Origin of the sequence: Burkholderia sp. Cy-637, from assembly GCF_011753175.1 — a bacterium.
GTDB classification, from domain to species: Bacteria; Pseudomonadota; Gammaproteobacteria; order Burkholderiales; family Burkholderiaceae; genus Burkholderia; species Burkholderia gladioli.
In genome coordinates this window covers 14,470-27,233 of the sequence record NZ_VWWC01000101.1, presented here as the reverse complement: position 1 = coordinate 27,233, position 12,764 = coordinate 14,470, and the positions used below count along the sequence as shown (strand labels likewise).

The 12,764-nt window shown below is 69.0% G+C and carries 3 protein-coding genes and 1 pseudogene; all 4 read right to left on the bottom strand.

The window, feature by feature from the left end; all coding sequences use genetic code 11:
* Nucleotides 1-370, bottom strand: a pseudogene (locus F3J10_RS23325) (secretion protein HylD); the annotation flags it as partial.
* Between the two features lie 4 nt (nt 371-374).
* Complete coding sequence (locus tag F3J10_RS23320; RefSeq protein ID WP_167243095.1) at nt 375-1,181, bottom strand: efflux RND transporter periplasmic adaptor subunit; 807 nt, start codon at nt 1,179-1,181, stop codon at nt 375-377.
* Nucleotides 1,178-2,830 (bottom strand): TolC family protein, encoded by a 1,653-nt coding sequence (locus F3J10_RS23315; RefSeq protein WP_205194197.1) that lies wholly within the window; start codon nt 2,828-2,830, stop codon nt 1,178-1,180. The genes F3J10_RS23320 and F3J10_RS23315 overlap by 4 nt, the downstream gene beginning before the upstream one ends.
* The gene (locus F3J10_RS23310; protein WP_167243094.1) at nt 2,827-12,735 is read right to left on the bottom strand and encodes a DUF4347 domain-containing protein; all 9,909 of its coding nucleotides are present in this window, start codon (nt 12,733-12,735) and stop codon (nt 2,827-2,829) included. Before F3J10_RS23310 ends, F3J10_RS23315 begins: the two co-directional genes overlap by 4 nt.
* Between the last annotated feature and the right edge of the window lie 29 nt (nt 12,736-12,764).

The window sequence follows — 12,764 nt, the reverse complement described above, 5'->3', positions numbered from 1 at the left end:
GGGCCGGCAGCACCGGCGCGCCCTGGCCTTCCACGCGCGCCGCGGCGTCCTTGGGCGGCGCGTCCTGCAGGCCGCGCGCGAGCGCCTTGCAGAGCGCGCCGAGCCACTGCACGTAGGGCGCGTTCGGGTCGCTCTGCGGCAGGCCCGAGACGGCCGCCACGTGGCCCGGCGCGTCGCCGCGCCACCAGGCGGCCTGGCGATAGGGCACCAGGGCCAGGGTTTCGTTGACGATCGTGAAGCCGAGCGTGGTCTCGCTGGCGGCCGCGCGGGCACGGGCCGACAACTGCCAGAGCAGCGCGAGCTGCTGGCCGTCGATGCGCACCTGTTCCTGGGTCGCTTCTTCCGCCATGCGGGTTGCCGTCACCGTCATGACATCACCGCGCGAAGCTGGCCCAGCCGCTCATGCCCGGCAGCAGTTCGGGCGCGCCGGCGTTCAGCGCGGCGGTCACGTCGACGGTCTGCGTGACCGGGTCGACGCGCGCGCCGATCCGCGCCACCTTGGCCGGGTAGGTCTTGCCCACCTCGTCGACCTGCACGCTCAGCGCATGGCCGGGCTTGAGCCAGGCCAGCCATTTCGACGGCACGATCATCTTCAGTTCGAGATGGCCGGTGTCGACGATGGTCAGCAGCGGCTTGCCGGGCTCGGCGAACTGCTGCGGCGAGGCGCTGCGCTTGACCACGCGCCCGTCGAAGGGCGCCGCGATCGCGCACTTGTGCACGGTGGCCTGCATATAGGCCACGTCGGCCGCGCTGGCCTTCTGCTTGGCCTGCGCCTGCTGCACCTCCAGCTCGCCGATCGAATGCAGCGCGAGCAGCTTGCGGTTGGTGTCGAGCAGGTCGCGCGCGCCGTCGGCGTCGGCCTGGGCCTTGCGCAACTGCGCGCTGTACAGCGAACAATCAAGCGTGACGAGGGTCTGCCCGGTGCGGAAGCTGTCGCCCTCGCGGAACGGCAGCGAGGCGATCTTGGCCGAGATCTCGCTCGACACGTCGACCTGGTCGCGCGCCACCAATTGGATGCGGATCCGCGAATCGGGGCTGTCGGCGGCCGGGGCCTGGGCCGCCGCCGGAGCGGGCGGGGTGGCGGGTGCGGGAGCCGGCGCCGGCGGCGCCGCCATCGCGAAACCTGTTGCGACGAGCAGCGCGATCGCGCCGGCTGCCCGGTAGTGCCTGGCCTGCGTCATTTCTGGGTGGCTCCCGCTGCGTCTAGCGCGGCTGCGGCGGCCAGCGTCGGGCCCGGCTGGGCGGGCGCGGCGGCAGTCAGGTCGCCGCCCTGGGCCAGCACGTCCCAGCGCTGCTGTTCCTCGCCGATCGACTTGCGCAGCGAGGCGAGGTCATGGCCGTTCAGCTTGTCGCCGACCGGGTCCAGGCCCAGCGTGGCGAGCATCTGCCCATAGGCGCTCTCGAGTTCGCCGTAGCTCTGGTAGAGGCGCAGCTCGGACATCATCGCGGCGGTGGCCACGCGGATCTCCTCGAGCTTGCCCTGCGCGTTGGCCGTGGTGGCGTTGTGGGTGTGTTCGAGGATCTGCTGGTCGACGTCGTTCATCTGCTTGAACAGGTCGAACTGGCGCGTCTTGGCGGCCAGCTCGCTGCGTGCCACGTGCACCTGGGTGAGCACCGCCATGCTGAGCGCCATGCGCTGCATCTTCGCCACGTCGAGCTGGGCCTGCGCGGTGCCGCGGATATTGCGTTCGTTGAGCAGGTTCAGCAGGTTCCAGCTCACGCTGATGCCGGCCGAGCGCCAGGCGTTGTAGACCAGGAAGCTGTTGCTGTCGTAATGCGCGCCGAGGCTGAACTCGATGCCGGGCAGCAGCTTGGCGATCGCCTTGTGGGTCTCGTTGACGCTGATGCGCTCGTTGTAGCTGGCTTCGACCAGCTCGGGCCGGCGTTGCAGCGCCATGTCTTCCATCTTCGGCATCGGCATCTCGAACACCGGCACCTTGAAGTCGTCGCCGGCGGCCAGCGTGAAGTCGCGGCCGGGCTCCAGGTTCATCAGCGAGGCCAGGCGCGGCTTGGCTTCCTCGAGCTGGTCGCGCACCGCCTCGAGCTGGCGCATCAGGTCGAGCAGCGCGTGCTGGTAGTTGAGCGTCTCGATCGGCGAACGCAGGCCCTGCGCCTGCGTCTTGCGCGAATCGTCGAGCGCGGCGCCGGCCTGCTCGAGCAGCGGCCCGATCCTCTCGCGCAGGCGCTGCGCGCCCACCGCCTGCCAGTAGGCCTCGCGCACCTGCTGCATCATCAGCTGCACCACCTTGCGGCGGCGCTGCTCGAGCACCAGCACGTGGTCGGCCTGCTCCTTGGCCTCGAAGTAGCTGACGCCGAAGTCCAGGATGTTCCAGGACAGGTTGAGGTCGGCGGTGCGGCTGTTCTTGTCGGTCGAGTACGAGGGAATCAGGGATTCCTCGTGCGTGAACAGGCCTTCCGAGGCCGAGGCGAGCTCGTGGTTGCGGTTGGTGTAGCCGGCTTGCGCGGTCAGCTTGGGCAGCAGGTCGAAGTTCGACAGGTCGAGCTGCCGCTGCGCGAGCGCCTCTTCCATCATCTTCAGGCGATGGTCGAGGTTGTAGCGGATCGCGCGCGCCATCGCCTCGTCGAGCGTGATCGGGCCGCTTACCGGCTGCTGGTTCGTGAACATCGCCGCGCGGTCGGTGCGGGCCGTATCGGCGCGCTCCGCGTCGGTGAACGGGACCGGCTTCACGGCGCAGCCGGACAGCCAGATCACGGCGAGGGCGGCGGCGAGCAGGGCGGGACGCGGCGCGCGTCCCCGGAGCGTCTTGTTGTTCACGGCGAGTGGTCTCTTGGAGGAATGGGCAAAGGGAAAGGCGAGTGCGGATTTCATGAGCGGCGCTCCGGGGTGACGGCCGCGACGGCGGACTGCCGCTCGGCGAGGGCCGCGTCGTGGCGCGGCACGTGCAGCGTGGCCACCGCATTGGCGAATTGCGCGGTGAGCGAAGCCTTGGCGGGCGGCACGGCGGCTTGCGGCGCCGGCTTGGCTGCCGGTTTCGGCGCGGCATGCGCGTTGGCGGCGGGCTTGCCGTGCGCGTCGAAGCGCACCACCACCTCGCGGCGCACCACGTTGCCGGCAGCATCGCGCGAGACCAGCGTGACGCGGATCTCGTGCACGCCGGCCGGCGGCGTGCCGCTCAGCGTGCCGTGCGTGGCGTCGTAGTGGAGCCACGACGGCAGGGCCGCGCCGTCGGCCAGCGTGACGGCCACGCTGGCCTGCTCGTGCGCGGCTTCGGCATTGGCCGGCGCGCGCAGCAGCGGGGCCACGTTGAGCGCGAAGGCGCTGCCGGGCTGGTGCATGGCATGCACGTCGGCGGCAGGCAGCAGATGCGCGGCCGCCGGTGCAGCGGCCGCCTCCTGCGGCACGATCGATTCGAGCGAGGTGACGGAGGTGTCGCCCAATGCGTTTCCGTGCGCGTCGTGGGTGGCGAAGGTAAAGGTGTCGCGCGGCACGATGGTGCTGATCTGGCGCGGCGCGTCGAGTGCCGTCAGCACGATCAGGGGATTCGACACGCCGTCGTTGCGCTCCTGGGCATCCGGTGCGATCAGCATGGTCGAACGCGGGATCTCGACTTGCGGCGGCGGCGCGATCGGCGGCGTCGGCCGGTGATCCGGTTCCACGGTAGGCGGCAGGATCGGCACGCCGACCGGTTGCGGCACGCCCACGATCTGCAGCGTGCGCGTGAGCGGCGCGCTGGTGCGCGTGCCGTCGCCGACCGTGAACACCAGGGTGCGCGAGACGTTGGCGTGCTCGGCCTGGGTGTCGGTATAGGTCACCGCGTCCAGCGCCGCCTGCCATTGCGCGGTAGTGGCGGTGCCGCTGGCCGAGCTGAAGGTCAGGGTGCCGGTGGCGGCGTTGTAGCTGGCCGTGATGTCGCCGCTGGCGGCGCTCGGCGTGAAGCCCAGCACGTCGTGCTTGGCGTCGAAGCTGCCGCCGAAGGCCACCGTCGCCGTGGTGGGCGGCGTGTTGTTGCGATCGCCCAGCGTGATGCCGTCGCCGACCGTGATCGTGGAGCCGCTCTTGCCGTCGGCCGTGTAGCTGAGCTGTGCATCGCCGCCGCCCAGTTGCGGCGTCTGGTGCGTGGCCGTGACCGACACGCTGCGCGTGAGGGCGGCGCTGGTCTTGGTGCCGTCGTTGACGGAGACGATCAGCGTGCGCGCGGCCGTGTTGGGCAGCACCGCCGTGTCGGTATAGGTGACCGAGCGCAGCGCCGCCTGCCATTGGGCCAGCGTGGCGGTGGCGCCGGCCGAAGTCAGCGTCAGGGTGCCGTGCACGGCGTCGTAGCTGGCCGTGATGTTGCCCATGGTGGCGCCGTCGTTGACGAAGGCGAGCAGGTCCTCGTTGGCATGGAAGCCGGCGCCGATCTGCACCGTCGCCGAGGCGAAGGTGGTGTTGTCGCGATCGGACAGCGTGATGCCGTTGTCGATCGCGATCGGCGTGGAGGGGGCGTTGTCGCCCGAGACGAAGGCGGCTGGCCCGGTGTTGCTCGACGAGATGAGCGGCGTCTGGTCGACATCGGTGACGGTCACGCTGCGCGTGATGTCGGTGCTGGTCTTCACGCCGTCGTTGACGGAGAAGCTGATGCTGCGCGTCGCGGCGTCCGGCGTGATGGCCGTGTCGGTGTAGGTGACCGAGCGCAGCGCGGCCTGCCATTGGACCAGCGAGGCGATCGCGCCGGCCGAGCTCAGCGTCAGCGTGCCGGTGGCGGCATCGTAGCTGGCGGTGATGTTACCCATGGTGGCGCCGTCGTTGACGAAGCCGAGCACGTCCTCGCCGGCATGGAAGCCGGCGCCGATCTTCACGGTGGCGGAGGCGAAGGTGGAGTTGTCGAGGTCGCTCAGCACGATGCCGTTGTCGACCACCACCGGTGTCGACGCGACGTTGTCGCCTGCCGTGAAGGAGACCGAGCCCGTGTTGCTCGACGAGATGATCGGCCTCTGGTCGGTATCGGTGACGGTGACCTCGCGCGTGATGGCGGTGCTGGCCTTCACGCCGTCGCTGACGGCGAAGCTGATGACGCGCGTTGTCGAATCGGGCGTGATGGCCGTGTCGGTGTAGGTGACCGAGCGCAGCGCGGCCTGCCATTGCGCCAGCGAGGCGGTGGCGCCGGCCGAGCTCAGCGTCAGGGTGCCGTGCACGGCATCGTAGCTGGCCGTGATGTTGCCCATCGTGAGGCCGTCGTTGACGAAGCCGAGCAGGTCCTCGCCGGCGTGGAAGCCGGTGCCGATCTGCACCGTGGCCGAGGCGAAGGTGGAATTGTCGCGATCGGACAGCGTGATGCCGTTGTCGACCACGATCGGCGTGGACGCCGTGTTGTCGCCGGCCACGAAGGCGGCCGGGTCGCTGTTGCTCGAGGAGATGAGCGGCGTCTGGTCGGTATCGGCGACCGTGATGTTGCGCGTGATGGCCCCGCTGGTCTTCACGCCGTCGTTGACCGAGACGATCAGGGTGCGCGTGGCGGTGGCGGGCGTGACGGCCGTGTCGGTATAGGTGACCGAGCGCAGCGCGGCCTGCCATTGCGCGAGCGTGGCGGTGGCGCCGGCCGAGCTCAGCGTGAGGGTGCCGTGCACGGCGTCGTAGCTGGCCGTGATGTTGCCCATGGTGGCGCCGTCGTTGACGAAGCCGAGCACGTCCTCGCCGGCATGGAAACCCGCGCCGATCTGCACCGTGGCCGAGGCGAGGGTGGGGTTGTCGCGATCGGTCAGCGTGATGCCGTTGTCGACCACCACCGGCGTGGAGGCGACATTGTCGCCTGCCTTGAAGGGCACCGAACCGGTGCTGCTCGACGAGATGAGCGGTGTCTGGTCGACGTCGGCGACGGTGACGTCGCGCGAGTAGGTCGCGCTGGTCTGGGTGCCGTCGTTGAGCGAGAAGCCGATGCTGCGGGTGGCCGTGTCGGGCGTGATGGCCGTGTCGGTATAGGTGACCGAGCGCAGCGCGGCCTGCCATTGCGCCAGCGTGGCGATGGCGCCGGCCGAAGTCAGCGTGAGGGTGCCGTGCACGGCGTCGTAGCTGGCCGTGATGTTGCCCATGGTGGCGCCGTCGTTGACGAACGACAGCACGTCCTCGCCGGGCTGGAAGCCGGTGCCGATCTGCACCTTGGCCGAGGCCAGCGTGCTGTTGTCGAGGTCGCCCAGGACGATGCCGTTGTCGACCACGATCGGCGTGGAAACGGTGTTGTCGGCGGCCTGGAAGGCAGCCGGGCCGCTGCTGGTGGAGCCGACGGTCGGCGTCTGGTCGACGTCGGCAACCGTGACGGTGCGCGCGAGCGAGAGGCTCGACTTGGTGCCGTCGTTGATCGAGAAGCTGATCGTGCGGGCGGCCGTGTCGGGCGTGATGGCCGTGTCGGTATAGGTGACCGAGCGCAGCGCCGCCTGCCATTGCGCCAGCGTGGCACTGTTGCCCGAGGAGCTCAGCGTCAGGGTGCCGGCGGCAGCGTCGTAGCTGGCCGTGATGTTGCCCATGGTGGCGCCGTCGTTGACGAAGCCGAGCACGTCCTCGCCGGCATGGAAACCCGCGCCGATCTGGAAGATGGCCGAAGCCAGCGTGCCGTTGTCGAGATCCGAGACGACGATGCCGGTGTCGATCGCGACCGGCGTCGACGCGACGTTGTCGCCGGCGGTGAACGCCACCGAACCCGTGCTGCCGGTGGTCAGGATCGGCGTCTGGTCGGTATCGGCGACGGTGACGTCGCGCGAGTAGGTCGTGCTGGTCTGGGTGCCGTCGCTGACCGAGAAGCCGATGCTGCGGGTGGCCGTGTCGGGCGTGACGGCCGTGTCGACATAGGTGACCGAGCGCAGTGCGGCCTGCCATTGCGCCAGCGTGGCGCTGGCACCGGCCGAGCTCAGCGTCAGGGTGCCGTGCGCGGGGTCGTAGCTGGCCGTGATGTTGCCCATCGTAAGGCCGTCGTTGACGAAGCTCAGGACATCTTCGCCGGCATGGAAGCCGGCACCGATCTGCACGATGGCCGAGGCGAAGGTGCCGTTGTCGAGATCGGACAGCGTGATGCCGTCATCGATCGTGACCGGCGTGGATGGGGCATTGTCGGCGGCCTTGAAGGGGACCGAGCCGGAATTGATGGAGCCGACGACGGGCGTCTGGTCCACATCGGCGACGGTGACGTCGCGCGAGTAGGTCGCGCTGGTCTGGGTGCCGTCGTTGAGCGAGAAGCCGATGCTGCGGGTGGCCGTGTTGGGCGTGATGGCCGTGTCGGTATAGGTGACCGAGCGCAGCGCCGCCTGCCATTGCGCCAGCGTGGCGCTGGCACCGGCCGAGGTCAGCGTCAAGGTGCCATGCACGGCGTCGTAGCTGGCCGTGATGTTGCCCATGGTGGCGCCGTCGTTGACGAACGACAGCACGTCCTCGCCGAGCTGGAAGCCGGTGCCGATCTGCACCTTGGCCGAGGCCAGCGTGCTGTTGTCGAGGTCGCCCAGGACGATGCCGTTGTCGATCGCGATCGGCGTGGAAATGCTGTTGTCGCCGGCCTGGAAGGCAGCCGGGCCGCTGCTGGTGGAGCCGATGACCGGCGTCTGGTCGACGTCGGCGACGCTGACGTTGCGCGTGATCGGGGTGCTCGTCTTGGTGCCGTCGTTGACCGAGAAGCTGATCGTGCGGGTGGCCGTGTCGGGCGTGATGGCCGTGTCGGTATAGGTGACCGCGCGCAGCGCGGCCTGCCATTGCGCCAGCGTGGCGATGCCATTGGCCGAGCTCAGCGTCAGGGTGCCGTGCACGGCATCGTAGCTGGCCGTGATGTTGCCCATCGTGGCGCCGTCGTTGATGAACAACAGTACGTCCTCGCCGGCATGGAAACCCGTGCCGATCTGGACGGTGGCCGAAGCCAGCGTGCCGTTGTCGAGATCCGAGACGATGATGCCGGTATCGATCGCGACCGGCGTCGACGCGACGTTGTCGCCCGCGATGAACGCCGCCGAGCCGGCGCTGCCGGTGGTCAGGATCGGCGTCTGGTCGACGCTCGCCACCGCGATGGTGCGCTCCAGCGTGTTGCTGGTCTGCGCGCCGGCGCTCAGCGTGATGTCGACCGTTCGCGTGGCCGTGTTCGGCGTGACGGCCGTGTCGGTATAGGTGACCGAGCGCAGCGCGGACTGCCATTGCGCGAGGGTGGCCGTGCCGCTCGACGAGGTCAGCACCAGCACGCCGGTCAGCGTGTTGTAGACGCCGCTGATGTCGCCCATCGTCGAGCCATCGTTGGTGAAGCCGAGCACGTCCTCGCCGCTGTGCAGGTTGCCGGTGATCGAGATCACGGCGGTGTCCACCACGTTGCCGAGCGGGTCGCCGACGGTCATGCCGGCATCGATCGTGATCGGCGTGGCAGGCACGTTGTCGCCGGCCTGGAAGTGCGCGCTGCCGGTGCTGCTGGTGGCCAGCGACGGCGCGGAGCTGATCACGTCGATCGAGTAGGTCGCCGGCGTGCTGGTCCGGGTGCCGTCGCCGATGGTGATCGAGACCGCGCGCGTGCCGAGCGGCGCATTGGAGCCGGTCTGGAACTGCAGATTGTCGAGCACGCTCTGCCACTGCGCGAGGGTGCCGCCCGTGGAGGTGATCGTCAGGGTGCCCGTGGACGGATCGTAGGAGGGGGAGATGCCGTTGACCGGAATCTGGCCCAGCCCGCTGAAGGACAGGACGTCGCCGATCTCGAAGCCGGACGTGATTTGCACCGTGATCGTCAGCGAGACCAGCGCGGACGGGTTGCCGACGTTCAGGTCGGTCAGCGCGAGGCCGCTGTCGATCGTGGTGGCCGAATTGCCGGGCAGGAAGTCCTGGCTGGTCGAGGTGCCGCTGGTCAGGACCGGCGTCTGGTGGGTCGCGACGATGCCGAGCGACTTGGTCTCGGTGGCGCTGGCCTTGGTGCCGTCGCTGACCGCGAACGAGATGGTGCGGGTCGTGCCGGTCGGCACCGCCGCCAGGTCGGTATAGGTCACCGAGCGCAGCGCCGCGATCCACTGCGCGGTGGTCGAGGCGCCGGCCGAGCTCAGCGTGAGCTTGCCGTTGCTGGCGTCGAAGCTCGCGGTGATGTCGCCGAACGAGCCGCCGAGCGCAAGCACGTCCTCGCCCGCAACGTAGTTGCCGGTGATCTGCACGGTGGCCGAGACCATCGTGGGGCTGTCGCTGTCGGTCAGGATCAGGCCGGTGTCGATGGCCACCGGGATCGAGGGGGCGTTGTCGGCCGAGGTGAAGGTGGTGCTGCCGCCGCTGGTGTCGAGCAGCGGCGTCTGGTCGGTCAGCGCCACGTCCACCGTGCGGCTCCACGTGCCGCTCGTCTTGGTGCCGTCGCTGATCACGAAGCTGATGACGCGCGGCGTGGTGGTCGGCACCGACGAGAAGTTCTGGAATTGGACCGAACGCAGCGCGGCCTGCCATTGCGCGACCGTGGCGCTGTTGCCGACCGAGCTCAGCGTCAGCACGCCGTTCGAGTACGAGCCGTTGATGTTGCCCATCGTCGTGGGATTGCCGACGAACAGCAGCACGTCGCTGGCGTCGACGTTGCCGATCGTGATGGTGGCCGAGGCGAGCGTGCCGTTGTCGAGGTCGGACACCACGATGCCGCCGTCCACCGTGACCGGCGTGGAGCTCGTGTTGTCGCCCTGGGTCAGCGTGACGTTGCCGCTGCTACCGCTGATCTGCGGCGTCTGGTCGGTATCGGCCACGTTCACCGTGGCCGACACGGTGCCGCTGCTCTTGGTGCCGTCGCTGATGCTGAAGGTGACGGTGCGCGACAGGTTCGACGGCGTGACGGCGGTGGAGGTATAGGTGACGGCGCGCAGCGCGGCCTGCCATTGCGCGAGCGTGGCCGTGGTGCTGGACGAACTCAGCGTGAGCACGCCGTTCGAATAGGTCGCCTGGATGTCGCCGTAGAGCACCGAATTATTGTTGTTGAACGCCAGGACGTCGGTGGGCTGGACGTTGCTCGAGATCGTGACGGTGGCCGTGTGCAGCGGGCCGCCGTCGGCGTCGGCCACCGTGATGGTGTTGTCGATCACCACCGGCGTGGAGACGGTGTTGTCGCCTGCCGTGAAATTGACGGTGGTGCCGCCGCCGCCGATGATCGGCGTCTGGTCGACATCCGTGACGCTCACCGAGCGGTTCGCCACCGGGCTGACCAGGGTGCCGTCGTTGATCCGGAAGCTGACCGTGCGCGTCGCGTTCGACGGCACGACCAGGTCGCTGGTGAAGGTCACGGCGCGCAGCGCCGCCTGCCATTGCGCCAGGCTGGCCGTGCCGCTGGCCGAGGTCAGCGTGAGCAGGCCGGTGCTGGTGTTGTAGACGGCGCTGATGTCGCCCATCGTCGCCGGGTTGTTGACGAACAGCAACTGGTCGTGATTGACCTGGAAGTTGCCGGTGATCTGCACCGTGGCGCTCGCCAGCGTGCTGCTGACGCCGTCGGAGACGACGATGCCGGCGTCCACCGCCACCGGCGTCGAGGCCGTGTTGTCGCCAGTCACGAACATGGCCGAGTCGCTGTCGGTGGTGACCGTCGGGCCGACCGTCACCACCACGCTGTGATGCAGCGTGCCGCTGGTCTTGGTGCCGTCGCTCACGGAGAACGTGATGTCGCGCGTGCCGCCGGTGGTGCCGCTCGATGACGCGAAGCTGACCGCATCGAGCGCGGCCTGCCACTGCGCGACCGTGGCGGTGCCGCTGCCCGAGAACAGCGACAGCGCATGCGAGCTCGGGTTGTAGCTGGCCTGGATGTCGCCGTAGAGCGTGGCGTTGTTGTTGACGAAACCCAGCGAATCGCCGCTCACGAAGCCGCTGGAAATGGTAACGGTGGCGGCGGCCAGCGAGGCATTGTCCGCATCGCTGACGTGAATGTTCGCGTCCACCGCGGCGGCGGCAGTGCCGGCGAGATAGCTGGTGCTGGCCGCGCCGCCTTCGCTCAGCACCGGGCTCTGGTCGACCGCCGTGATCGTCACGTTGCGCGTGGCGATGTTGCTGACGAAGGTACCGTCGTTGAACGAGAACGAGACGGTGCGCGTGGTGGTCGAGAGATTGGGCGAGGTCAGCGAGCTCGAGAACGTCACCGATTCGAGCGCGGCTTGCCATTGCGCGATGGTCGCCGTGCCGGCGCCGGTGCTCAGCGTCAGCGTGCCGGTGGTGGGGTCGTAGGTGCTCGTGATGCCGTTCTGCGCCGTGAAGTTGAGCAGGTCGCCGGTCTGGAAGTTGGTGATCTGGATGGTGGCCGTCTTGGCCGTGCTGGAGCCGCCGTCGCTGAGGGTCAGGCCGGGGTCGACGCTCACCGCCGTGCCGCCCGTGCCCGCGCCGTTGTCGGCCGAACTCCAGACCGCGTTGCCGCTGCTGGTGGTGACCGCCGGGCCGGTGTCCTGGTAGGTCAGGTTGTCCAGCGAAGGCTCGAAGGCGCCGGGGTCGTTCTGGTCGATCAGCGAGAACGAGACGATATTGTTGAAGGCGCTGCCCAACTGGCTCGACACGGTGGCACCGGGGAAGCCGCCCACCGCGGCCGTGGCGAGCTGGATCAGCCCGCTGCTGGTGCCGTTGGCATAGTGCGCCTGGATGTAGAGATCGCCGTTGAAGGAGCTGAGGTCGAAGCTCTGCAGGTTGAAGGTATGGCCGTTTGCCAGCGAGATGGTGACGTTGCTCATCGCCGAACCCCCGTCCGCATTGATCTCGAGCACGCCGTCGGTCGACGAGTCGGTGATGTCGGTGGGGCCGTTCGGCGAATTCGAATCGTTGTAGGCGAAGGTGTTGGCGGCCTGGTCGAGCGTGTAGACGATGCCGTCGAGCATGAACTGGGACGAGCCGAGCGCCTGGAAGTTGTTGTTGGCGGCGGTGTCGTAGGTTTCCACTGTCACGCCGAGCAGCTCGTTGAACTGCGCCTGGGCAGTGGCCGATTCGTTCAGCGCCGTGTGCACCTGGCCGACCTGGTATTCGAGCGTCCAGTTGCCGCCGAGCGCGGCGGCGCCGGTCGCGTCGATCGAGGCCGCCACGTTCAGGTGCGTGACGCCGGCGATCTGCTGCACCAGCGCCTGGCCGTCGGCCTGCTGGGCGACGTCGCAGCCGTAGATCAGGAAGTCGCCGCCCGGCTTCATGGCCGCGCCGATCTGCGCGAGTTCCGCGCTGTAGGCCGAGAAATCGGAGGCGGTCAGCCAGGTCGAGCCGGCCTGGATCGCGCCGTCCGTGCCGTGCGAGATCAGGCTGATCGATTCGACCCCTTGGTGCGATCGCAGATAACTTGCGATCTGCGCGAAGCCGTCGCTGCCGGCATCGAGCACCACGTACTGCGTGCCGGCGGGCAGGCCGGCGATCAGCGTCTGGTAGTTCGCCACGCTCGGGTCGATGAAGACCACGTCGGTCTGGCCGACGGCCGGCATCGCGATGCCGACGTCGTTTGCCGTGGCGTGCTGCGTATCGGCGTTCCCTTGGGCGGCCGATCGCGATTGGGCTTGCGCCGAGGTGTCGGTGCCTTCGGCGGTTGCGCGCGAGGCGCTGCGCACCGGCTTGTCGACCGGCGCCGAGGACGCTTGCGGCGGGGTGGCGTTGCCGGCCGTCGCGGTATCGGTCTGCGCTTCGGTGCGATGCGTTTCCGCATGCGCGTGTTCATGGGCGTGCGGCTGCGCGGCGACGGCAGCCACCGACGCGTCGTAGACGACGCGCGGTTCGAGTGCGAGCAACAGCGGCGAGGCCGCGACGCGCGAGCCGGGCCGTTCGGCATCCCGCTGCTTCTGGCTCTGGCGTGCGAACCACTGTTTGACGATCTTCATGACGATACTCTCCGTGCTGCTACCGGCCC